This window comes from Sphingobium sp. KKT206, assembly GCF_055640555.1.
In genome coordinates, this window is sequence record NZ_CM145765.1 from 349,125 (window position 1) to 372,500 (window position 23,376).

The 23,376-nt window shown below is 62.3% G+C and carries 13 protein-coding genes and 1 pseudogene; 2 read left to right on the forward strand and 12 right to left on the reverse strand.

Features of this window, described 5'->3' with window-relative positions:
- Positions 1-21: 21 nt before the first annotated feature.
- Together ACZ2HM_RS19625 and ACZ2HM_RS19630 are read left to right on the forward strand one after the other, a co-directional pair.
- Positions 22-1,095, forward strand: coding sequence for an alpha/beta hydrolase (locus ACZ2HM_RS19625; protein ID WP_470427288.1), 1,074 nt, complete (start codon positions 22-24; stop codon positions 1,093-1,095).
- Positions 1,096-1,305: 210 nt separating this feature from the next.
- On the forward strand, positions 1,306-3,210 hold the full coding sequence (locus ACZ2HM_RS19630) for a sialate O-acetylesterase (protein ID WP_313921801.1): 1,905 nt from the start codon (positions 1,306-1,308) through the stop codon (positions 3,208-3,210).
- Positions 3,211-3,265: 55 nt separating this feature from the next.
- Here the strand turns inward: ACZ2HM_RS19630 and ACZ2HM_RS19635 are convergent.
- From ACZ2HM_RS19635 to ACZ2HM_RS19690, 12 genes and pseudogenes are all read right to left on the reverse strand, one after another.
- A pseudogene (locus ACZ2HM_RS19635) lies at positions 3,266-5,178 on the reverse strand (NPCBM/NEW2 domain-containing protein).
- On the reverse strand, positions 5,178-7,517 hold the full coding sequence (locus ACZ2HM_RS19640) for a glycoside hydrolase family 95 protein (protein ID WP_470427289.1): 2,340 nt from the start codon (positions 7,515-7,517) through the stop codon (positions 5,178-5,180). The pseudogene ACZ2HM_RS19635 and the gene ACZ2HM_RS19640 overlap by 1 nt, the downstream one beginning before the upstream one ends.
- Positions 7,514-9,088: a glycoside hydrolase family 43 protein gene (locus ACZ2HM_RS19645; RefSeq protein WP_037475988.1), complete on the reverse strand. Its 1,575-nt coding sequence runs from the start codon at positions 9,086-9,088 to the stop codon at positions 7,514-7,516. Before ACZ2HM_RS19645 ends, ACZ2HM_RS19640 begins: the two co-directional genes overlap by 4 nt.
- A gap of 12 nt (positions 9,089-9,100) precedes the next feature.
- Complete coding sequence (locus tag ACZ2HM_RS19650) at positions 9,101-10,768, reverse strand: glycoside hydrolase family 43 protein (protein WP_470427290.1); 1,668 nt, start codon at positions 10,766-10,768, stop codon at positions 9,101-9,103.
- Between the two features lie 267 nt (positions 10,769-11,035).
- Positions 11,036-13,456, reverse strand: coding sequence for a glycoside hydrolase family 3 protein (locus ACZ2HM_RS19655; RefSeq protein WP_470427291.1), 2,421 nt, complete (start codon positions 13,454-13,456; stop codon positions 11,036-11,038).
- Positions 13,457-13,569: 113 nt separating this feature from the next.
- Positions 13,570-14,754 (reverse strand): MFS transporter, encoded by a 1,185-nt coding sequence (locus ACZ2HM_RS19660; protein WP_470427292.1) that lies wholly within the window; start codon positions 14,752-14,754, stop codon positions 13,570-13,572.
- Positions 14,744-15,817, reverse strand: coding sequence for a LacI family DNA-binding transcriptional regulator (locus ACZ2HM_RS19665; protein ID WP_037474250.1), 1,074 nt, complete (start codon positions 15,815-15,817; stop codon positions 14,744-14,746). Before ACZ2HM_RS19665 ends, ACZ2HM_RS19660 begins: the two co-directional genes overlap by 11 nt.
- Complete coding sequence (locus ACZ2HM_RS19670; protein ID WP_470427293.1) at positions 15,818-16,744, reverse strand: glycoside hydrolase family 16 protein; 927 nt, start codon at positions 16,742-16,744, stop codon at positions 15,818-15,820.
- On the reverse strand, positions 16,741-18,243 hold the full coding sequence (locus ACZ2HM_RS19675; protein WP_470427294.1) for a tryptophan halogenase family protein: 1,503 nt from the start codon (positions 18,241-18,243) through the stop codon (positions 16,741-16,743). The genes ACZ2HM_RS19670 and ACZ2HM_RS19675 overlap by 4 nt, the downstream gene beginning before the upstream one ends.
- Positions 18,240-19,268: a cupin-like domain-containing protein gene (locus ACZ2HM_RS19680; protein WP_470427295.1), complete on the reverse strand. Its 1,029-nt coding sequence runs from the start codon at positions 19,266-19,268 to the stop codon at positions 18,240-18,242. Before ACZ2HM_RS19680 ends, ACZ2HM_RS19675 begins: the two co-directional genes overlap by 4 nt.
- The gene (locus ACZ2HM_RS19685) at positions 19,261-19,983 is read right to left on the reverse strand and encodes a SapC family protein (RefSeq protein ID WP_037474257.1); all 723 of its coding nucleotides are present in this window, start codon (positions 19,981-19,983) and stop codon (positions 19,261-19,263) included. Before ACZ2HM_RS19685 ends, ACZ2HM_RS19680 begins: the two co-directional genes overlap by 8 nt.
- A 142-nt stretch (positions 19,984-20,125) precedes the next feature.
- Complete coding sequence (locus ACZ2HM_RS19690) at positions 20,126-23,092, reverse strand: TonB-dependent receptor (RefSeq protein ID WP_470427296.1); 2,967 nt, start codon at positions 23,090-23,092, stop codon at positions 20,126-20,128.
- Positions 23,093-23,376 lie beyond the last annotated feature (284 nt).

Genomic DNA, 23,376 nt, shown 5'->3' on the forward strand with positions numbered 1-23,376 from the left:
GACGAAAATGGAGGGGTTGGCATGACGTTCAAGACACGGATGATGGTCGTTGCGGCGTTGGCGATGGCCGGGGCGTCGCTGCCTGCCTTGGCGCAGGTGGCGACGGGTGCGCCGCCAGTTGTCGCCGGTGCAAAGCCGGTAACGATCGAGCGCATCAAGGTGCATGCTCCGACGATCGAGGGCAATCTGGAAGGCGAAGCGGGCGACCGCGATGTGTTGGTGATCCTGCCGCCCAGCTATGGTCGCGAACCATCACGGCGTTATCCGGTCGTGTATGCGCTGCACGGCTATTCGATCGGCGCGGAGGAATGGGCGAAGGAAATCCACATTCCCCGGACCGTGGAAGGCGCCTTTGCCAAAGGCACGCAGGAGATGATCCTGGTGCTGCCCGATTCCAAGACGATCCATAATGGGTCGATGTATTCCAGTTCGGTGACGACCGGCGATTTCGAAAGTTTCGTGGCGCGCGATCTGGTCCGTTATATCGACGACCATTATCGAACGATCGCGCAGCGCGAAAGCCGGGGGCTGGCAGGGCATAGCATGGGCGGCTACGGGACCAGCCGCATCGGCATGAAACATGCCGATATATTCGGTGCGCTTTATATGATGAGCCCCTGCTGCCTGTCGCCGCGCGATCCGGCGCAGATCGATCCGGCCGTGTTCAAACAGCTCGAATCGGTAAAGTCGCCCGCCGATTCGGCTGGGCTATCCTTCATGTTGCGCGCGCAATTGGCGACGGCTGCCGCCTGGTCGCCCAACCCGCAAAAGCCGCCCCTCTATCTGGACATGCCGGTCAAGGACGGGGTGGTGCAACCCGATGTCGTGGCCAAATGGGCAGCGAATGCGCCGCTGGCGTTCGTCGATCAATATATCGGCAATCTCCGCCGCTATCGCGCGATCGCCATCGATGTCGGCGACAAGGATGGATTGAAAGCTGATGCGCAGACGCTGCATGGCGTGCTTGATCGCTATGGCATTCCCAACAGTTTCGAAATCTATGAGGGCGATCATACCAACCGGGTGGCTTGGCGATTTCAGGATAAGCTGCTGCCCTTCTTCAGCGCGCATCTCGCCTTTCAGGGCGCGCGATAAGCGGGCGGGTCAGACCTCCAGTTTGTCAAACGAATGAAAATGACGGCACCAAAAGGTAGCGTTAACATTAATAGCCTGATCGGCGCTTCTAAGCGGCGCCGTTCGGATGTTCTGCAAGCGCGGAACGGCACAATTTGCATAGCGGGAGGATCACATATGAAGCGCTCAAATCGGTATATCACGGCTGTAGCTATGGGATTCCTCCCGGTGATGGCTATGCCTGCGGCTGCAGCACCTGTGTTCGATGCGCTATCTGGTGACCATTCGGTCATCCAGCGCGATCGTCCGGCCCTGATCCGTGGGAGGGCTGATCCGGGCGAGATGATCACGATAACATTGGGCGCGGCGACCCAGGTCGTGACGGCGGATGCGCAGGGGCGGTTCCAAGCGGGGTTTGCCGCGCTTACCAAGGCTGGACCGATCGCATTGTCGGCGCGCAGCGACAAGGGGCAGGTGACGGCGCGGGACGTGGTCGTGGGCGACGTCTTCCTATGTTCAGGCCAATCGAACATGGAATTGGAAGTGCGCAATGCGCAGGATGCCATGGGGCAGATCCGCAATTCGTCGGATGAGCAACTGCGCCTGATTACGGTTCCGCGCGAAGCGGCGGACCAGGCACGGCAGGACTTTGCCAGTGCGGTGTCGTGGAAGACGGCCAGCCCGGAAAGCGTGCCCGATTTTTCCGCTGCCTGCTATTATATGGCGCGAGACCTGCGCAAGACGGCGGGCGTTCCGATCGGCGCCATCTCCAGCAGTTGGGGCGGATCGCAGATCAGCCCCTGGATGGGGGAAGTGGCCCAGGCCGCGATCGGTCGCGCCGATCGCTCCGCCATGGTGAAGTTGCACGCCAGCGATCCCATCGGAGCCGAACGGGCGGCGAGCGCCGAATGGGAAGGTTGGTGGCGCGCAGCCACCGGCGATGCTGTCGGCCAAGAGCCTTGGCAGCCCGGCAGTACCCTTGGCTGGGCAGATGTGCCGAAATTGGGGCCATGGGAAGAATGGGGCGTCAGTGCTCTCTCCGAATTCAACGGCATGGTCTGGTTCCGGCGGGAAATCATTTTGACGGCTGCGCAGGCAGCCGAGGCGGCGACCCTGTCCTTGGGCACCATGGATGATGTCGGCCGGGTCTGGATCAATGGCAGTCCCGTGGGGATGAGCGCCAAGGCATGGCAGCCCACCAGCCTGACCGTGCCACCGGGTCTGTTGAAGGCGGGTCGCAATGTCCTGATCATCAATGTGATGGATAATTATGCCAATGGTGGGCTGCTGGGACCGGCGAGCGACATGGCCTTGCGGTTTGCCGATGGGGGCGATGTGCCGTTGGGCGACAAGTGGCGCTATGCCGTGGCAGCCAAATCGCCCCCCGGCGCGCCGCGTGTGCCATGGGCTGATGTGACCGGCGCGGGCACGCTCTTTAATGGCATGATCGCGCCGCTGGGTGCGATCGGCTTGAAGGGTGTTGCCTGGTATCAGGGCGAGTCCGATGTCGATCTGCCTGGCTATGCCGATCGGCTGGCGGCAATGATGGCCGAATGGCGCGAACAATTTCGCGCGCCCGACCTGCCCTTCGTCATCGTGCAGCTCGCCGCCTATGGCAAGCCGACGACGAAACCGTCGGAGAGCGGCTGGGCACGGATGCGCGATACGCAATATCGGGCCGTGGCAGCGGACCCCAATGCGGCGTTGGCCACGGCGATCGATCTGGGCGATCCGTTCGATATTCATCCCGGAGAGAAGCAGGAATTGGGTCGCCGCCTCGCGCGGTCGATGCGGGCGGTTGCCTATGGCGAACGGCATTCCGCTAGCGGTCCGCAGGCGGCAAAGGCCATTGCTACGCCGGACGGCGGGGCCATGATCGAATTTTCAGGGCTAACGGGCGCCCTTCAGACGCGTAGCGCCGCGCAGGCGATCGGCTTTGAGCTGTGCGGGCAAGCGGCGGATAGCTGTCGCTATGTCGGCGGCGAGGTGGAAGGATTGCGCATCCGGCTGGCAGGTGATGGTCAGCCAGCCGTGCGGGTGCGATATGGCTGGGCGGATTCGCCGGTCACCAACCTCTATGACGAGGCCCCTCTACCGGTCGGTTCGTTCGAGCTGCCGATCGGTACAGGTCGTTAGGGAATGAGGCTATGTTGGGCGGGCGGATTACTACACCGCCCACCCATCATGGCGATCAGCGTAGCAGGGCCGCGTCACCCCAACTGACGGGCAGCATTTCGCCCGGAACCCCGTCATCGGCTTGCGCGACCATCTCGATGAGGGCGACGCCTTTTACATCGACGGCAATCGGCGTTGGCGTTTCGCCGCGGCGAACTACCGGCGTGTGCGTCAGCAGCTTGCCGTCGCCATAGACAGCGAAGCGGACACCATGGCGCGAGTCCGCTGCACTGTCATCGACCCCAGCCATGGCCGTCAGGCGGCCATAGCCTTTGTTCCGAATTTCCAGCCGTGAATTGGCAAGGACGCCATGCCGGACGCATAGGTCTTGCCAGCGATCGCGAGCGGCTGGTTATAGGGGGTCGCATCGGGCTGTGCGCCGCCCCAGCCTGCATAGATGGGGCGTTCGCCCAATCCTCTCGTGCTGCGCCAGCCGGGGATGGAGCGGAAGATCGTGGGATCAGCCGCAGGTGCGGTAACCCCATCGACGGCCGGGTTGATATTGCCAGGTTGCTCCGACAGATAAAGGCCATCTGCCAAGGCCCGATCGCCTTTTGCGATGAAGACAAGCGTCTGTCGTGGCGCAACCTTCAAGGCTTGCTCTCCGGTGAAGCGGCTCTGTTCGCCCGTCCAAAGGTCGGTCAAAGCCACAGCCTTGTCGTCGCGGAATTTGAGATGACCGGCCGTCAGCATGGCATCGACCGGCGCAAGGCCCCGGTTGAACAGCGCGACCGCCTTGTCGCCATTGGCCAATGTCTTGACCAATATCTGCAATGAATCGCTGTCGAAGGCGACAATGGCCTGATGGCCAGCGGGATCCTGATTGACGGCGATCAGGTCGGCATTGCCGAAAATATCCATCAAGGATTGCGGCGTCTTGCGGAGGTCCGCGCCGATCAGCAGCGGCGCGTTCATCATCGCCCAGAGCGCAAAATGCGATCGCGCTTCGGTCAGATGCTCAGCGTCGAAATCGCCCTGACCGATGAACAGCATGTCGGGATCGTTCCACGACCCTGGATGGGCATAGAGCGCCCGGCGTACCGCGCTGTCGTAGTTCGTCAGCATCCGCGCCCAATGGGGCGTGATATCGTCGCTGGTGCGGGAGCTATTGCCATAATCCTTGCCCCAGGCGCGCACATTGGCGCTACCCCACACGCAGAGCGAGAGCAGATAGTCATTGTCCGGGTTATGACGGGTAAGCGACTGGTTGATCTGGCTGAACAGTCCCTGCACCGCGGGAACATCCGAGCGGGTGACCGACGCCTGGTCGATCAGGGGCGCGAGCATGCGATATTTACCGGATTTCACCGGTGCGCTGCCATCGCCAAAGGCGCGGATGCCGCATCCGTCCACTTTGATGAGATCGAAACCCCAATCGGCGAAGAAGAGCCGAATATCCTGATCGATATGGCCATAGAGTCCGACCTCGCGTTCAGCGATCGACCCTTCGGGCAATTGCGCTTCGCCAGTCGAATAGGCCTGCGAACAGCTATTGCGGCCAAGGTCCGAATAAATGCCCGCCTTTAACCCCATCGCATGGAGCTTGTCGGTCAGGGGACGGAAAGACGGGTCGCCCTTGCCCGCGCGCAGGGACGATGGGAATTTCTCCGAACGGATCAGCAATTTGCCGTCATTCGTCCGGCGCTTGAGCCACCAACCATCGTCGATATTGATATATTGATAGCCCTTCTTGGCGAGGCCGCTGTCGATGATCCGCTGCGCCGATCCGAGTAGCTTTTCCTCATCAATCTCGGTGAAAAAGGCGTTCCAACTGTTCCACCCCATGGGCGGCAGGGCGGCACTGCCCCCCTGATAGGCGCTCCAACGGCCTTGCGGCGCGAGCGGATCGGCTGTCTGGGCAGACAGGCTGGTGCTGGCCGCCAGGGCAGTGAGGCCGAGCAGCAAGCCCCGGACATAAACCTTCGTCATCAGGCAAAATCTCCATCTTCAAGCATGAGGGCGCGTCCGGCCTTGAGCGATACCGTTGCGCGACGACTACCGAGCCTTATGGTCCTTTGGCCATCCATGTCGGGGTGCAGCGTGACGCGCGTGAGCCGCCCATCGCGCCAAGCGAGATCGACGCCGCACCGTCCGCGCGCGCGCAGTCCGGTGACACGTCCTTCCGGCCATGCGCTTGGCAAAGCGGGTAGCAGGTCGATGACGTCGCCACGGCTGTAAAGCAGCATTTCGACGATCCCGGCCGTTCCGCCGAAATTACCGTCGATCTGAAAGGGCGGGTGGGCGTCGAACATATTGGGATAGCTGTGATCGGGGCCGAGCAGGTAGCCCAATATGCGATGGGCATGATCGCCATCGCGCAACCGCGCCCATAGGGTGATACGCCATGCCGTTGCCCAGCCGGTCGCCCGATCGCCGCGAATTTCCAGCGTCCGGCGCGCCGCGGCGGCCAGGTCCGGCGTGTCTTCGACGCTGATCTGGTGCGAGGGATAAAGCCCATAGAGATGAGAGACATGGCGATGATCCTGTTCGGGTGCATCGGCATCCCAATCCTCCCGCCATTCCTGCAACTGTCCTTGTCGGCCAACCTGATAAGGCGCCAGGCGCGCGCGCGCTGCTTCCAGTTCGGCCACGAAGTCAGCATCCACATTCAGGATTTGCGCGGCCTCGATCGTCTGACCGAACAGGTCGCGCAGGATCGCCATGTCCATGGTCGGCCCGGCGCATAGGGTGCCGCCATGACCATGCGGATTTTCCGGGCTCATCGACGGGTTGGTGACGAGGTAGCCGGTCTTTGGTTCTGGCTGCAACGTATCGAGGAAGAAGCGGGCGGCTCCGGCGATCAGCGGATAGATGGAGGTCAGGAATGCGCGATCCCGGCCATAATCATAATGATCCCACAAATGGGTGCAGAGCCATGCGCCGCCGGTCGGCCATAGCCCGAACTGTGCACCGTCGATGGGGGCGCTGGCACGCCACAGGTCGGTATTATGATGCGCGACCCAGCCGCGGGCGCCATACATGGTCGCTGCCGTGCGCGCGCCGGTGACGGCGAGGTCGCGGACCATATCGACCAGCGGTGTGACGCACTCACCCAGATGCGTGGTCTCGGCGGGCCAATAATTCATCTCGGTATTGACGTTGATCGTATATTTCGACCCCCAGGGCGGGTTGAGGCTGTCGTTCCACAGGCCTTGCAGATTGGCAGGCTGGCCGCCCGGCCGTGAGGAAGAGATCAGCAGGTAGCGACCATATTGGAAATAGAGCGCTGCAAGCGCCGGGTCGTCCTGGGTCGGCGACGCGGCAATGCGCTTGTCGGTCGGCAGGTCTGCGGCGGCCGATCGGCCAAGGTCGATCGACACGCGGCGAAAGAGCCGCCGATGCGCGTCGGTCGCGTCCGCCGCGACCCGCGCAAAGGAACGGCCACGCAGGCGATCCAGCGTGGCCTGGGTCGCAGCTACGGGATCGCCGCTGACATCGTCGAACCGGCGATAGCTGGTCGCCATGGCGATCATCAGCGTGACCGCATCGGCGCCGCGCACCAGCAATCTGCCGCCTGCACCTGGCTCGATCCGCCCGCCCTCTGCCGAAGCGAACAGGCGGGCGGCGAACTGCAAGCCGCCGTTAATGCCGGCGGCATCGCCATTGCGGCCGGTCATCAACAGGCTTGCCGATCCGTCGGCCTCGACCGCGACGATCTTGTGCGGGGACGCCAGGCCGATATCGACGTTGAGCTGTCCTTCGCCCGATGCCGTCACACGCATTGCGATGACCTGATCGTCTGCCGACGCAATCACCTGGCGCTTATGATCGATGCCATCGGCGGTGAATCGGGTAGTTGTCATGGCGCTGTCCAGATCCAGGCTGCGCCGATAGTTAGACGTCTGCCCCAGGCCAGGGAAATCCAGCATGAGATCGCAAAAGCCCTGATAGGGCATTTGCGTGGATGGTGTGGCGAGGACGGCGTCGTTCGCCAGGGCTTCGGCCTCGGCAATCTTGCCTTCGAAGATCAACGCGCGGACTTTGGATAGCGCGGCCCGCGCCGCAGGGTTGACCGGGTCATAGGGCTGGCCCGCCCATAGGGTGGACTCGTTGAGTTGCAATTGTTCCTGACGGATACCACCAAAGACCATCGCGCCCATTCGCCCGTTGCCGACGGGCAGCGCCTCCGTCCACACCGATGCGGGCTGTTCATACCAGAGCATAAGAGGTGAGGGCGGGCGAGCGACTGCCCCACGCGCGCGCGCGGTTGAGAGGGCAGCGGTGCCCGCTGCTATCGCCGCAACGCTCTCGCGACGGCTGAATTTCATGGCCTTGCTTCCTCCACCGCTTCGGGCAAGGGCGACAGGGTGAAGCTGTCGATATCGATATAGCCGCCGTCCGGCCGCGCATTATAGCAGGATAGGGCGAATTGCTGCCCCTGGAACGTGCCGGTGCGCCAGTCGAATTTCAGCGGGAAATGATCGCCTACGCCAGTCCATTTTCGTCCGTCGCTGCTGTAGGCGACGCGGCCCTCGTCACGGACGAAGTCCATGTCGGTGCGCAGCCAGAGCGTCTGGCCAGACACGGGTACGGATGCGACGCGGGTTTCGGTGCGGGGGCCATCCTCCGTGGAATCGGTCACCATCATCGTCAGGGCGCGGCGACCCTTGTCGCTTCCGACGATCGACAATTGCGCGCTGATCTTGCCGAATGTGCCAAAGCCGCACACATCGCCTGAGCGTAACCCGCGCATGTCCACTTTGACGATAGCGCTGCTGCGAGGCCCCTGCCCCTTTTGCGTCAGCGTATTGCGTGCCGTCCACAGCCGGTCGGCCTGGGTTGCGTGAAGCCGCAGGAAGCCTGGCCGTTCGCGCAAAGACCAGCGGCGGTCATCGGGATTATGGTTCCATTGCCATTGCAGGCCCAATGTCGATGCGGAAAAATCATCCGATGCGGGCGGTTCGGCAAAGGGGTGGCCCATGATCGGCTTGGGCGCGCGGTCGGGTACGCGGCCCGGTGCGTCGGGCGTGCCCCATATCGGCCAGTCGTCCTGCCAATATACCGGGCTGATATTGGTCATCCGGCCGATCGATCCGGCATCGACCATGACAAAGCCGGCCCATTCGCCATTGGCCAGATCAACCAATGCGCCCTGATGGCCGCCGCTGGTGTCGTCGATCTGCGGACGGGTCTCCCACGGTCCCTGCAAGCTGCGCGCCCGCGAGACGCTCAGCGCCAGTTTGGAAGGGAGCGCGTTGAACAGATAATACCAGCCCGCGCGCTTGATGATCTTCGATCCTTCAGCGCCTTTGTTATAATGGACGACCTTGGACGCGGTAATCTTGGTGACGTCCTCGTTCATCGTCAGCAATGTCACTGTGCCGTCCGTCCCGATCGACGTCATCAGATAGGCTTGGCCATCATCCTCGAAGAACAGCGCCGGGTCGAAAGCGTGGCGATCCAGTTCGGTATAGGTCCAGGGGCCGGTCGGGCTGTTCGCGCGATAAATGCGCGTGTTGAGCCCGATCGGACTGACGGCCACATAAAAAGTGCCTTTGTGATGGCGCATGCTGGCCGCGAAGAAGCCCCGGCGATAATCGCCGCCATCGCTCAGATCATAGCGGGGGTTGCCCTCCAGCCGGTCCATCAGATGGCCGGCAATCTGCCAGTTCACCAGATCCTTCGAATGAAGGATGGTCATGCCTGGCGCATTGGCGAAGGTGGTGGTGATGAAGTAGAAATCCTCTCCGACGCGAATGATGTCGGGATCGGGATAGTCGGCGAAGAGGACAGGATTGCGATAGGTGCCATCGCCTTGGTCCGCGCGCCAGACTTGCGCGGGCAGGGCAGTGGCGGCCAGCGACAGCCCCAGCAGGGCGATGGATGACTTGATGGTCATGAGAAGCCCTTTTCAGGATGCAGGGGTGTAGCGATAGGGACCGACGACAGTCCCAACGAACCCCCCTGCTTTGCGCGTGCTCAGTAGCGTCGCGTCCAGATCGGATTTGAGCGTCGCCCGTTTTCCCTCCACTTCATAGTCGAACGCCATCTTGCCACCATCGGCGCGGATGGTGAGCGTTACGGGGCCGGTGGCGGTCAGCGGCGCGGAGGCGACCAGCATATCGGTATCGGCATTGTCGCGCGACGTCAGCGCGACCATCTTTTTACCGCCAACCTGGGTAATGCCGAACACTATATGGCTGCGGTCGCTCTGGACCGCCGCCAGCCCGGCGGTGTCGCCGTCCTTCTCCGGGGTGAAGCGCATGGTCGTGGACATGGTGGCGACAGCATGCTGCTGCCGCCGTCCGACGAAGGCCGGAACTCCGTTCAGATCGCCAAGCGGCGTGCCACTGTCCAGTTCCAGCGCGCCGTTGCTCACGCGATAGAAGGGTTGGTGGGGCGTGCGGATGCCGATCCACTGCATCGCCAGACGATCGCCGTCGAAATCATCGGTGTAGGTGAAGTTGCCGCTCATCGGCAGCGCAGGGCTAGGCTGGGCGGGCAGGTCAGGCACCTTGCCGACATGGGGTATCTTTTCGCCACGGGGCAGAATGATCGGCCAGCCATCTTTCCATGTTACGGGCAGCAGGAAGGTTTCACGCCCGATATTGTAGAAGTCGCCCTCATAGGGGCGTACCGCCAGGAAGGTCGCCCACCAGTCCCCCTTTTGCGTCTGGATCAACTTGGCGTGCCCGGCGGACCCAATCGGATTGGGCCGGTTGGGGTCCATATCCCGCTGGGTGAGAATGGGATTGTCCGCATAAGGGAGATAGGGGCCGCGCAGTTTCTTCGATCGCAGCACGACCTGGGAGTGATTGACGCTGGTGCCGCCCTCGGCTGCAGTCAGATAATAATAGCCATCCTTGCGGAAAATATGCGGACCTTCGATCCATACCGGCTTTTTGCTGATGTCGACGCCGCCATTGATCAACTGGGTGCTGGGGCCGACCATTTTGCCGGCGCGCCAGTCATATTCCTGAATCCAGATGGCGCGATGCCCGTCATAGCGCGGCGGTTCATCGGGCGCGCGATTGTTCACGATATAGGCTTTATCCCCTTCCCAATAGATGGATGGGTCGATCCCTTCGAAGGGTAGCCAGATGGGGTCGGACCAAGGACCGGCCGGATCAGTGGCCGTGATGACGAAGTTGTTGCGGCAAGCGACGCAGGTGTTGACGATGTAGAAGACGCCATCATGCCAACTGATGTCTGGCGCAAAGACGGCTTCCGACGTGCGGCGGCCGGTAAAATCGAGCTGGCTCAGCCGGTCGATCGCATTGCCGATCTGGACCCAGTTCACAAGATCCTTCGACTTGAAGATCGGCAGGCCGGGGAAATGGGCGAAGGAGGAGTTGACGAGATAATAGTCGTCGCCCACGCGGGTAATGGTCGGATCGGGATAATAGCCCGACAATATGGGATTGATATATTCGCCCGGCCCGGCCTTCACTTGCTCGATCGATTGGCCTTCATAGGTGAAGCGCTCGAAGCGTGCTGGCTCGGCCTGCGCCGCCGTGCTGGATAGTGCCAATGCGGCAAATGGCAGCAGCCGACCCATCATTCCCAGGCCAATATCCATCAATCCCTCTCCTCATTCTATCCGACGCGGCATGATGGAGTGGACGCCTTGAAACGTCTCACGCCATCGCTTCGCTATGTGATAGCGCTAACATATGTCGTTGTCGACCCGCTTGCGCGAGCCGGTTTGACCCGGTGAGCCGACCGCAAGCGCCGGGTTTTCGCGTGCCCAACATCAAATATCAAAAAATGGCCCGCCTCCTGGTGAAGAGGCGGGCCATGTCGCGATGCCGTTTACGGCTTCAGCGTCTCGCGGTGATTCGCAGCGTCAGGGGAGGGATGGGGGACAGGGAACAGGCGTGCCGATGCCCTCAATCCGCACATTGCGCAGGCTGACCGTCATCGGCGCATCCGCTCCCATGCGGAACGGGGTTCCGATCGCCTTGAAATCGGCACCCTTATCCTTGAAACATTGGAGCGGGATTTGGATGCTGCTTTCCTGGCCCAGCGGCGCTGCCGCCGCCAGTGCGCTGACATCCAGCCGCGCATTGCCCATCGCGATCGAAACGGGCCCAGTGCCACGGGCATCCATCCGCCAGTCGATGCGCAGGGCAAAGCCGCCATTGAGTTGCCGCAACATGTCAACGGCCGGGCCGTCAATGGCGATATCGCCCTTGCCGCTCCACTTGAACTGGCGCGCATCTTCCTGCGCCGCGATGTCGACGGCGCGCATGGACACGCTGCTGTCGAGACCCAGCCGCCATGGATCGAGCACCCGCCCGGTGCGCAGGAACAGGCTGTTGCTGACCGCTGGCCCCTGTTCGACGCGGGGATCTTCATTCACGGGGCCTTGGGCATGGGGGTGCGCATAATCCAAGCCATAGCCGACCGGGAAAAGGGGCGCAGTGACAGGAGAGCGGGCGTCCGCTGGCCAGGCAAAGGGCAGCCGACCGGTAAAGTCGCGTGGCGGTTTGCCGTCCTTGCCCGCCACCAGCACATCGGCAACGCCCTGGCCCTGCGATCCGGGAAGCCAGCCGGCAACGAAAGCATCGGCTAGATTGAACGCTGGGCCGACGAACAAGGGGCGGCCCGACAGGAAAAGCGCGACGGTCGGAATGCCCTGCGCCTTCAATTTGGCGAGCAGTTCGCGTTCGCCATCCTGACCATGGAAGATGAGGTTCGACACGTCACCCTGAAATTCGGCATAGGGCTGTTCGCCGAAGACGACGATCGCGACGTCCGGCTTGTCGGCAAAATCGCCGGTGGGTGCCAGTTGCCCACTGCCGCCCGCCTGCTTGACGGCATCGATGATGGCACGGCCGATCGTGCTTCCTTTGGGGAAATCCGCAGCGCTCGTGTCCGTGCCCTGCCAAGTGATGGTCCAGCCGCCGGCCTGCATCGCCATATTGTCGGCGCCGGGGCCGGTGACCAGCACCTTCGCGCCTGGACGGATGGGGAGCAATGAGCCTTCATTTTTGAGGAGAACGAGCGACTTGGCGACAGCTTCGCGGGCGATCGCCAGATGCGCATCGGCCCCGACCAGTGCCGGGTCACCGCGCGCGATCCGGTTCGGCCCCATCAGGCCAAGCTTATATTTGACCCGCAAATTGCGCCGTACGGCGTCGTCCAGTCGCGCCATCGGGATGGTGCCGTTGCGCACATCGCGCAGCGTGGCATCGAACAATCCCTTCCAGCTATCGGGAGCCATGAACAGGTCCAGCCCCGCATTGATCGAGGCTGCGCAATCCGTGACGGTGCAGCCGGGGATCTGTCCATGACCGTTCCAGTCGCCGACGATCAGCCCTTCAAACCCCATCCGCTTTTTTAGGACATCGGTCAGCAGCGTCGGATTGCCGTGGTTCTTCGCGCCGTTCCAACTGGAAAAGCTGGCCATGACGGTGAGCGCGCCTGCGTCGATGGCGGCGGGATAGCCCTGCGCATGGATGCGGATCAACTCTGCTTCGGGCAGTCGGGCATCGCCCTGATCCTTGCCATTTTCGGTCCCGCCGTCGGCCAGAAAATGCTTGGCGGTTGCCGCGACCTGGACCGAACCGAGCGGCTTGCCGGGCAGCAGGTCGCCCTGTAGACCCTCCACCATCGCCTTGGAATAGGCTTTCACCAGCGCCGGGTCGGCGGCATAGCCTTCATAACTGCGGCCCCAGCGCAGATCCTGCGGCACCGCCAATGTCGGGGCAAAGGTCCATTCTATCCCGGACCCGGCAATTTCCGCTGCGGTGGCAACGCCGATGCGCTGGATCAGTTCGGGGTCATGCGCGGCACCAAGGCCGATATTGTGCGGAAAGATGGTCGCGCCCGGCAGGTTGGAATGACCGTGAACAGCATCGACGCCGAACAGGATGGGGACACCAGCCCCCGCTTTTTCGGACGCGGCGCGATAGTCGCTGACCAGCTTGATCCAGGTCGCGGCGTCGGCGCGCTCATTGCCGAATGGGCCGGAGTTGCCGCCTGCCAGGATCGATCCCAGGGGATAACGGGCAAGCTCGGCCGGAGTGATCGCGCTGATGTCGGCCTGGATCGTCTGTCCGACCTTCTGCTCCACCGTCATGCGCGCGATCAGGCGGTCGATGGCCGCTTCGGTCTGGCGATCGGTAATGGCGGCCGGGCTGTGGGCCGCGGGCCAGACTGACGGGTCTGCCTTCGCTTCCGGTGGCACAACGACGGGATTGGCGGATGTCCGCGGTTGCCCCGACGCCTGTACATTGCCGCCAATGGCCAGCGCCATGATCATGATTCCCGCTGCTGAGCGCATCGGCATCCTTCCTCGTAATTTTCTGTGAACGTTCTCAACGCTTGTTTGTCATGGCTTGCGAGCATGATCAAGCCTTTTGCGCCGATTGGTCGTCAGTGCCGTTTTGTATCGCGCAGCAAGATGGCTGCGATGGCGGACAGCAAAGCCAGAACTGCGAATAGTCCTGAAAAGCCGAGCGTCGGCACCAGCACGAGGGTCAGCGACGGCATGATCAGCGAGGGCACGGTGTTGGTGAGGTTGAACAGGCCAAGATTGCGGCCCCGTCGTCCATCGTCGGGCAGCACCCGCAACGTCTGCGCGCTATGCAGCGCCAGGAAGATGTTGGTGGAAAGGCCAAACAGCATGAATCCGGCGATCGCCGCCACTGGCCCACGCGCCAGGGCCATGGCGGTGAGGCCAATTGCGGCAATCAGGGCTGCGATGCAGAGCGGGGCTATCGGCCGATCGCGACGGTCGGCCCAGCGTCCGGCCATCAAGGCACAGGGTGCCGCCAGGAACAGGACCATGGTCAGGATGCGGGCCGTAATGGCGTCGTCGAAGCGTGTGTCGATCGTCTGAAACCAGAAATAAAGATAGGCAAATAGGGCGGCCTCCGCGATCTGGACCAGCAGGCGGGCGCACCACATGCGCGTGATCATCGCGCGCAACCAGGGTAGCGGGGCTATGGCCGCGCCGTGCGAGCGCCGTGTGGCGACCTCGCCCGATGGGCCCAACAGCACTAGCGGCAGGACGCAAGCCATCGCCATCATGCCCACCATCGCGAAGCGCCAAGGCGGATCGGCGAGGCCGGGCATTGTAACCAAGGCCCCGGCCAGTGCCCCGGACGCTGGCGCAAAGGCGAGTAGTCCACCCAGCCGACCCTTTAGCCTATCAGGGACGCAATCGCCCGCCCAGGCGGCTAGCGGTCCCAACATCATGTTCAGCGCCATTTGCCACGCCAGAATCAGCAGGATCAGTGGCCCCAATCGCTCGATATGGGAAAACAGGCAAAGTAGCCCGCTGGACAAGAGCAAGCCGGTTGCGACCCAGAGGCGGCGATGCCCTGTCACGTCGCTGAGCCAGCCGAACAGGATATTGGCGAGACTGGCGGCGATGGCACCAAGGAAGGTGGTCGCAGCCAGCCACCGCACATTGTCGGTCCCCGCCAGCAGATCGACGCGCACCGGCAGCAGGATGGTTAGAAGCGGGGTGTAGGCGATGGCGGCACCCGCCCATGCGAGGGCATAGAGAAACAGGAATCGGCTATCGCTGCCCGCTGCTGCTTGCTTAGGCGACATCGGGCGGTGGCGCTGTCGAAGCTCGTTCGACCAGGCCCATGGGAATGATGACGGGCGCAGGCGGATCGAGCGTTACACTGGGCGCGGTGATCAGCAGTCGCACGGCCATCGCCGTCGTTTCGGCGATCGGCTGGTCCACCGCGGTCAGCGGTGGCGTGGTGAAGCGGACCAGTGGCGTGTTATCGAAACTGACCAGCGACAGGTCGGCGGGGATGGCGAGGCCTGCGTCGCGCGCCGCCTCGATCGTGGCGAGCGCCATCTGGTCGTTGCTGGCGATGATAGCCGTTGGTCGATCCACCCGCGCCAGCAACGCCTGCGCCGCGCGCAGGCCCGACGCATAGCCGAAATCGCCGGTTTCCAGCAGGGCTTCGGTAGGCAGGCCCGCCGTCGCCATTTCCGCCTGCCAGCCATCGACGCGCCAGCCCGACAGCCGATATTCGGCGGGCCCTGAAATGAAGCCGATGCGTCGATGGCCGAGGTCCAGCAAGTGCCGTGTCGCGCGTCGCGCCGCGCCCTCGTCATCCATCGACACGCGGATGCCCGCAGGCAGCGCGCCATCGTCCCGCCCTTGCGCCCCGATACGTGCATAGGGGACATGATGGCGCTTGAGCGTCGCCAATATGCGCGGATTGTCCGAATGGGGCGGGGTCAGGATCGCCCCATCGGGTTGCAGCGCGGACAGGGCGGCACCCAGTTCACGCTCCAGATGATCGGCATGGGTATCGACCAGTTCGAAGATCAACCGATAGCCATGTTCGGCGCATTCCAGCATGCCGCCCAGCAGCATCTGGTCGACCCAGTCCGTGCCCTGCCGCGCGCGCCAGTCCGCGATCGTGCGTTCGCGGTCATTGAGCGCCAGAATGAGGTAGGAGCGCGATCCGCTCATACGTTGCGCCGCGATCGACGGCACATAGCCCAGCCGATCGATCGACGCCTGTACCCGGTCGCGCATTTCCGGGCGGACATTGGGTTCGCTGTTGATGACGCGGCTCACCGTCTGCAGGGATACGCCCGCATCTGCCGCAACATGTTTGATCGTGACTGCCAGCCGCCGTCGCGCCATTTACTGCCCATTCTCCGTCGGGGGAGTGGCGTCTTTCTGCCAGACACGCACCCAATCGATCTGCATCGTCTTGGGAAAGCCGGTGGGATCGACGCCCTTGCTGTTGCGTCCTTCGGGCAAGTGGCCGCCGATGGCAAGGTTGAGGATGAGATGGAAGGGACGGTCGAACGGTGCGCCTGGCTTGTCGGACCCCAGGCTGTGCCATTCATGTGGCGCGCGCCGCGCAAAATCCACGCCGTCCACTCGCCAGACGATGCCGGTGGCGTCCCACTCGATTTCATAGACGTGGAAGCCATCAAGCGGGGGCGGCATGGGCGTTTCGTCGCCGATATAGCGGTTGCGCGGCGGGAGACCGCCAAAGTGGATCGTCCCCAGGACACGATCTTCGACCTGCCCTCGGCAGGTGTCACAAGGCGTGCCCAGATTGACGGCCTCCATGATGTCGATCTCGCCGGACTGCGCCCAGCCGCCATAATCCCATCCTTCGGGCAGCATCCATATGGCGGGCCAGGTTCCCTGACCCTGCGGCAGTTTCGCGCGAACCTGCACCTTGCCATAAAGCCACGATGCCTTGCCATCGGTCGAGAGGCGCGCCGATGTGAAGGGCTTGGTGCGGGTGGCGCGCGCCTTGTCCGGCGTCGTGCGCTGGTCCTGCGGGAAGGCGGGGCCATCATGCGTTTCCTGCCGAGCGATGATGTCCAATATGCCATTGGCGACGCGATGGTTGGTCGCAGAGGGGGTGTAGCATTGCCGCTCTTCATTGCCGCCGCCCCAGCAATTGTCGGCAAGGTTCCATTTGCGCGGGTCCAGTGCCGGACCATCAAATTCATCGGCCCAGACCTTGTGCCAGTCCGGCTGTTCCGGCGCGGCAGCAGCCTCACCGGCACTGGCGCACAGTAGCGCGGCGATGAGGATGCGCGCGATCATGCCGCCACCGGCTCCTGCGCGCTGCAATAGCGCGCAATATAGGCTGCATGCTCCGGCAGGTTTGCCACGGTACGGGACACTTGGTCCTTGAGCGACGCCAGAAGATGGGTCAGTTCGTCGGGCCGCAGCTTGCTGGCTATGGGGTGATGGCTTTGCGGGGTGATGCCCTGACCCATCATGACCTGGACCCAGCTATTTTCCGCGAACAGTTCCTCATTCTTGCGGAAGACGCGGCCGGTCTGCCGGAATAATTCCATGCGGTGGGCAAGGCTGTCGGGGACCGCCATGGCCGCGCAATGGCGCCAAAAGGGGGTATCGCGCCGATCGGTCGCTTTATAATGCAGGATCAGGAAATCACGGATCTGCTCCATGTCCGTCATCTGTTGATCGTTAAACTCTGCTATATCGAGCGGGCTGACGGCGCCCGCGGGCAGCATCCGCAAGATACGCAGCACGGCGCGCTGGATCAGGTGGATGGACGTGGATTCGAGCGGTTCCATGAATCCACCCGACAGGCTCACCGCAACGCAGTTGCGATGCCATTGCCGCCGTCGCGCTCCGGCGCGGAAGCGGATCGGGTTTGGTTGCACCAGCTTGTCGCCTTCGACCGAGGCCAGAAGTTTTTCGAGCGCAGCGTTCGGGTCCAGGAAGCTGCTGCAATAGACGATGCCATTGCCCTGCCGGTGCTGCAGCGGGATGCGCCATTGCCAGCCCGCCTCATGCGCGATGGCGCGGGTGTAGGGGACGGGCGGCCGCACGCTGCTGGTCTGGATCGCCACCGCGCCATCGCAAGGCAACCAATGGGTCCAGTCGTCATAGCCGACATGCAGGGCACCTTCGATCAGCAATGCGCGAAAGCCGGTGCAGTCGATGAATAGGTCACCTTCGATCCGCCGATCGCCGTCCAGTCGCAGCGCGGCAATGTCGCCGCTTTCGCTGTCGAGTTCGACCTTGGCGATGCGTCCTTCGATCCGCTGGGCGCCATCCGCTTCCGCCATCCTCCGCAGGAAGCGGGCATAAAGCCCCGAATCGAGCTGATAGGCATAGTTCATCCGGTCGTCGGGCAGATGCGCAAAGCGGCCTGCCTCCGCCGCCTTCAACTCCAGGCAATAGTCGCCATAGGGCGCGTCATGCCCTTGGGCTTGCCCGTGCATCCAGAAATGCTGGAATCCCGCCGACCAATGATCCTTGCCGGTCCCGCCGAAACTGTGGAAATAGCTTTCGCCCGGCACGCGCCAATTCTCGAAATTGATCCCCAGCTTAAACGTCGCCTGGGTCGCGCGCATGAAGTCGGCTTCGTTGATGCCCAATATGCGATTATAGGCGACCAACGGCGGGATGGTGCTTTCGCCCACGCCGATCGTCCCGATCTGCTCGCTTTCGACCAAGGTGACTTGCGCCACTGGTCCCAGCGTGCGGGCGAGTGCGGCGGCCGTCATCCAACCGGCCGTGCCGCCACCGGCGACGACGATGCGACGAGGCGGGGGTAGCGTGCTCATAGCGACAGGCTCCTCAGCAGGAAATGATGCGTGCGTTGCGCAGATTCTGCGTCGAGCGGGGCCAGCACGCCACGGCCCTTTGCCGGCAGATGGGCGCGGGCTGCCTCACCGCCCGAAAATACATAATGGTCGAACATCGCTTGCCAGATCGCGCGCTCCTCTTGCGGCAGGTCGCGGATGGTCATGATCGCATGGTGCAGCGCATTATAGGGCTGGCCCAGATAACGCGGCGTGTCGCGCCACCAATAGTTCACCAATATGTTGAAATCGGCCAGCCCTTCGACATGATGATACCAAAGGGATGGTATGAAGAGTGTATCCCCCGGCTCCAGTTCGGCAACCTGGGCGGTCGCAAGCGCATCGCGGAAACGCGGATAGGTTGCAAAATCGGGGGCCGCAAAATCGACCATGGAGATCGGCCGTCCCGCCGGGGTGATGTCGATCGGGCCAAGATAGAGATTGGCGAACTGGTCTGGCGGGAACAGGGTGAAGCGGCGACGCCCCACGGCGCAGCAGGCCAGATTATCGGGAAAGTCGTTATGCGCCGCGATGCGGCTGGCATTGCCGATCCACAGGGATGTCAACGGGACGCGCGAACCCATCGGCATGGGGTGTACGTCGGCCAGTCCGTCGAAAAACTCCTGCATATCGACGGAGCCGAGATAGACGGTGGGGGCTTGCGCCATATCTCGTCCTTCGGCCGCATCTAATTGTGCAAAGATGTCGGACAACCTGCCTTTGCCCATGCGGAAATTGACCGCCATGGCGTCATCGTAGAACAGGCGTCCTTTGGCATCCGGCTCCGCTATCGACACCACAAAGTCGCGGTCACGCGCATGGGCCAGCAAAAAGGCGCGGGCGGCGCCATACGATTCCAGACCGGCCTGCACCAGCGGCCAGTCGCGCACTAGTCCCCGCACGACAAAAGGCGTATCTTCTTCCCGCAGCAAAGTATCCAGCGTTGCATCGTCGGTGGCTTGTAGCACCCTGACCGCAGGCAGGCCGACCAGAGCCGCCTCAGCCACCGGCCACTCTACGATTCTTGCGCGCGACCAGTTCGTTGAACTGCGCGATCGACGCCACCGCCATGAACAATGGCATCAAATGTCCGGCCCGGTGCAGCTCATCCAACGCGACGGCATCGAGCGCGCGCAACCGCTCCTCGTCGATGATGTGAAAGCCGACCAGGCTGTTCCGCGTCCCATCGACCAATGGCACGTCCAGCGTAAAGGGTTCGAGCAGCGCATGACGTTCCAGCGCAGCAAAGAAATCGGCGCTGGCCTGAAAGGCGGCATCCAGGTCGCCGAGCCGTTGCGCAATGCTGTCCAGCCAGGGGGAGGGCTGCCCTGCCTCGTCGAACAGGGCAACGCCTTCGTTCCCTTCATGGATGAGTCGGGGGCTGCCCATATCGACATGGACCTGCGGCGGCCTGCTGCCATCCGACGAACGGCCGATCAGGAAGGGTTGCACCGCCTGCGCCAGTGGTTTGTAGGCCGCATCCCAATGACCTGCTTCCAGAAAGAGATTTTCGCCATTGGCAAAGCCGAACAACGCCACGGCCGAGAGGGTGCCGCTTTCCAGGTCGCGCCGGAACAATATGGGAAAATGCGCCTGCGCCTGGCGGAATTCGGCGGGCATCAACAGGCAGGCCATGACGGCATCACCCAATGCCGCTCCGCTGTCGGTCCGAACACGCAGGGTGCGATGGGTCAGGGAATCAAGGATCTGGTGCTGGGTCATGACGCTCTAATGGCTCCTTGGCGGAGGTGCCGGTGTCCCGTCACATCACCGCTGTCTCTCCACCCGGCTGATGCGGGACAAGGCCGCACCGGTTCAGGTGCGGCCTTGTTCCATCGTGCCGGACTTCAATCAAGTCATCCCGTCAAAAGTTGACGCGAAGGCCCGCGCCATATCGGGCATAGCCGGGCGAAGCGAAGAAGGCGTTGTTTTCGCTACGCAGATGGCCACGGCGGCTGGCGCCGTTTAGATTGATGGCTTCGACAAAGGCGGTATAGCCCTTCTTGAACTCCCAGCTCGCGCTGGCATCCACCTGGCCATAGGCTTCGATATAGAAGGGGTTGGGACCTGTTCCGCCCAGGAACTTGTCGCGCCAGTTATAGGCGATACGCGCCTGAATACCCTTTTTGTCATAGAAGAGGACGGCGTTGGCGCTGTCCGAGAGGCCCGTCAGCGCAAATTGCGGAACGCTGGACGGCTGACTGTTGTCGTATGTCGCGTCGCCACGAACGATCGTGTAGTTCAGGATCGTGCCAAATCCCGTGTCCCAGAAATTATGCTGGATGGCGAATTCAAAGCCATAGAGATGCGCGCTCTGATCCGAGTTGATCGGGGTCGACACCTGGAAATTCACCGCACCATCTTCGGGCAGCCCCAATATCTTGCCGGTATAATTGCCGGTCGCAGGATCGAAGCTGTCGACGATGACCGAGGCCGGATAATTGGCGAAGATATAGTTGCGCAGATCGGTCGTGCTGGCATTGGCGCCCAATGCCGCGACGGCCGCCTGATAGCGTGGGCCATCCGCCGGGTTGGTCAGGCCGAACGCATCGGTGTCGATCCGGGTGCTCGAAATGAAGTTGCGCACCCGCTTGTCGAAAAATCCGACTGACAGATAGCTGGATGGCGCATAATACCATTCGGCCGACAGATCGATATTCTTCGATTTATAGGGAAGCAGGCCCGGATTGCCCTGGCTGCCGGTGCCGCCGCCGATGCGGAACAGTTGATCGACAGTACGACCACCCTGCATCGATGCATAGTCCGGGCGGGTAATGGTATGGCTATAGCTTGCGCGCAGCTTCACATTCTCGATCGGTTCGAAATCGACGTCGATGGCGGGTAGCCAATTGTCGTAATCACCCCGGAAGGTGGTGAAGTCGCTGCCAGTGCCATAGGTGAGGTTGAACTCGTTGGCGGACACCCATTGCGTGCCGGTCGGGATCGGCACCAGCGCGGACGAACGGACCTTGGTCTTTTCATAGCGCACGCCCGCACGGAAATGAGCCGGACGGTTGGCAACGTCGAAGGCCAGATTGGCCTGGAGGTAAGGCGCGATGGTGCGTTCGCGGATTCGGCGATCGACCGTGAAGCTCGACAGACAATTGCCATCGCCGCCGCAGATGCCGTTCAGATCGTCGAGGAAACCGACCATCTTCTCGAAATTGAACGTATAGAATTGCTGGAGCATCGCCGCGTCGCCCGCGCCCGACAAGCCCTTGAACTTGTCCGGCAGGGTTTCGAGCGTGAAGAGGTCGTCGGACAGCTGGTCCTTCGTGGTCGATCCGCCCCATGTGTCGTTCTGGATGAAGCCGTAGGCCGACCGCACCTTGTTTTCGATATAGGTGACGCCAAAATCGAGGCTGTCGAGGATCGAGCCTTCGAAATCATAGCTGCCACGCAGCTGGCCTTCGTTGATGCGATCCTTGAAATAGGCATTGCGGAACGCATTGCCGGTCGCCTGGATGTTCCCGGCGTCCAACGCATTGTTGCCCGGATGCATTTCGACCGAAATGATGGGCAGGTCGTTGGTGTAATCGACCGTCTGGCTCCGCACGCCGAACACAGCCGTGCCGACCGAGGTGCTGGTGCCATAGGGATTGTTTGAGCCCGACTCTGCCGTCGAATGATGCGCGTCGAGTTCCAGGCGCAGTCCGCCCGGCCCATCCCATGCCAGGTTTGCGCCCAGCGACTTGTTGGTCGATTGGTTTTCCACCAGCGAACCGGAATAGGACAGATCCTTGCCTTCATTGGCACCGAACTGTTCGGAATAGAATTTCGGACCGGCCACCGGACCATCGGTCCAGGCGCTCGACACATCATTGAAGTTGAACCAGATGCCGACGTTGGAATTGCGCACCTGCACGGTGTTGCGCGAATAGGTATAGTCTAACGTCGCGGTCAGATTGTCAGCGGGACGAACCTGCAACACGATCTGGCCGTTCAGCCGCTCGCGCTCGATATCATTAAGGTCGTAGCTGGCATTTTGCTGGACCTGATAGACGTCATTGGGGCCGGGGCGGTTTTCAATATTGGCAAAACGTGGATCGCCTGCCTGGGGCAGTGATCCCCAATTATTTTCGGAGCCAAGATATCCGTCGCGCCAGCCGACATTGGCCTGGTTGACGCTGGCCTTCCGCTTCTGCCACGATCCGCTGACCGCAATGCCGAACAGACCGTCGGCGAAAGTGTCGGAAATGATGCCGGATATTTCAGGCGTGATCGGGTCACCCTCATTGCGCGAGCTGTCATAGACACCCTTGACCGCGACGCTGCCTTTGAGGCCCGGCCGATCGAGAGGGCGGGGCGTCTTGATATTGATGGTCGATCCGATGCCGCCGGTGGGCAGGGTAGCCCGCCCCGACTTATAGACCTCGACGCCTGCAACGCCTTCCGATGCCAGATTGGCAAAGTCGAAGGAACGGCTGGCGGGCGCGCTCGCTCCATCGCCCAAGGTCGATGTCGGCATCTGGCGGCCATTGAGCAGCACCAGGTTGAATTCAGGACCGAAGCCGCGAACGGTCACGGTTGAACCTTCGCCGTTCGAACGGTCGATCGACACGCCGGTGATACGCTGCAGCGATTCGGCCAAGTTGGTGTCGGGGAACTTGCCGATATCCTCGGCGGAGATGGCATCGACCACACCCTGGGCGTTGCGCTTGATGTCGCTGGCGGCGTTCAAGCTCGCGCGAATGCCTGTCACCACGATTTCAGCGGGCTGTTCGTCGGCGGTGCTATCCTGCGCAAAAGCTGGCTGCAGCCCCATGCCCAGCGCCAGGGCAGACGCACCCGACACATAAGCAGATAGAGTACGAGTCTTGGAAATCGTCATTTTATCCTCCCCGCGCCGCGAATCGGCGTCTGACGTCTTTGTTGTGAACGTTCACCTAATTGATAACGTTCACTTGGTCAACTGCTCTGCGCAGTACACGCGCGATGATTTCGCGCCGTGGGCAAGGTGCGGCAGCGGAGCCGCGGTATGCCGTTTCAAGGCTCGCATATATAGAGTGGGGCCACTTGGTCGCTTGGACGGGCCTGCGCGGCAAATTCAGGGCAGTGTCGTTTCTTTGTCATTTTCTTGTTGACCGACTCATCTGCCTTGCTTAGAGGCGTGTT

Excerpts from the sequence above, each read along its gene's own strand:
- ACZ2HM_RS19625 (WP_470427288.1), top strand. The coding sequence starts at position 22 with ATGACGTTCAAGACACGGATGATGGTCGTTGCGGCGTTGGCGATGGCC.
- ACZ2HM_RS19630 (WP_313921801.1), top strand. The coding sequence starts at position 1,306 with ATGGCTATGCCTGCGGCTGCAGCACCTGTGTTCGATGCGCTATCTGGT.
- ACZ2HM_RS19640 (WP_470427289.1), bottom strand. The coding sequence starts at position 7,517 with ATGAAATTCAGCCGTCGCGAGAGCGTTGCGGCGATAGCAGCGGGCACC.
- ACZ2HM_RS19645 (WP_037475988.1), bottom strand. The coding sequence starts at position 9,088 with ATGACCATCAAGTCATCCATCGCCCTGCTGGGGCTGTCGCTGGCCGCC.
- ACZ2HM_RS19650 (WP_470427290.1), bottom strand. The coding sequence starts at position 10,768 with ATGGATATTGGCCTGGGAATGATGGGTCGGCTGCTGCCATTTGCCGCA.
- ACZ2HM_RS19655 (WP_470427291.1), bottom strand. The coding sequence starts at position 13,456 with ATGATCATGGCGCTGGCCATTGGCGGCAATGTACAGGCGTCGGGGCAA.
- ACZ2HM_RS19660 (WP_470427292.1), bottom strand. The coding sequence starts at position 14,754 with ATGTCGCCTAAGCAAGCAGCAGCGGGCAGCGATAGCCGATTCCTGTTT.
- ACZ2HM_RS19665 (WP_037474250.1), bottom strand. The coding sequence starts at position 15,817 with ATGGCGCGACGGCGGCTGGCAGTCACGATCAAACATGTTGCGGCAGAT.
- ACZ2HM_RS19670 (WP_470427293.1), bottom strand. The coding sequence starts at position 16,744 with ATGATCGCGCGCATCCTCATCGCCGCGCTACTGTGCGCCAGTGCCGGT.
- ACZ2HM_RS19675 (WP_470427294.1), bottom strand. The coding sequence starts at position 18,243 with ATGAGCACGCTACCCCCGCCTCGTCGCATCGTCGTCGCCGGTGGCGGC.
- ACZ2HM_RS19685 (WP_037474257.1), bottom strand. The coding sequence starts at position 19,983 with ATGACCCAGCACCAGATCCTTGATTCCCTGACCCATCGCACCCTGCGT.
- ACZ2HM_RS19690 (WP_470427296.1), bottom strand. The coding sequence starts at position 23,092 with ATGACGATTTCCAAGACTCGTACTCTATCTGCTTATGTGTCGGGTGCG.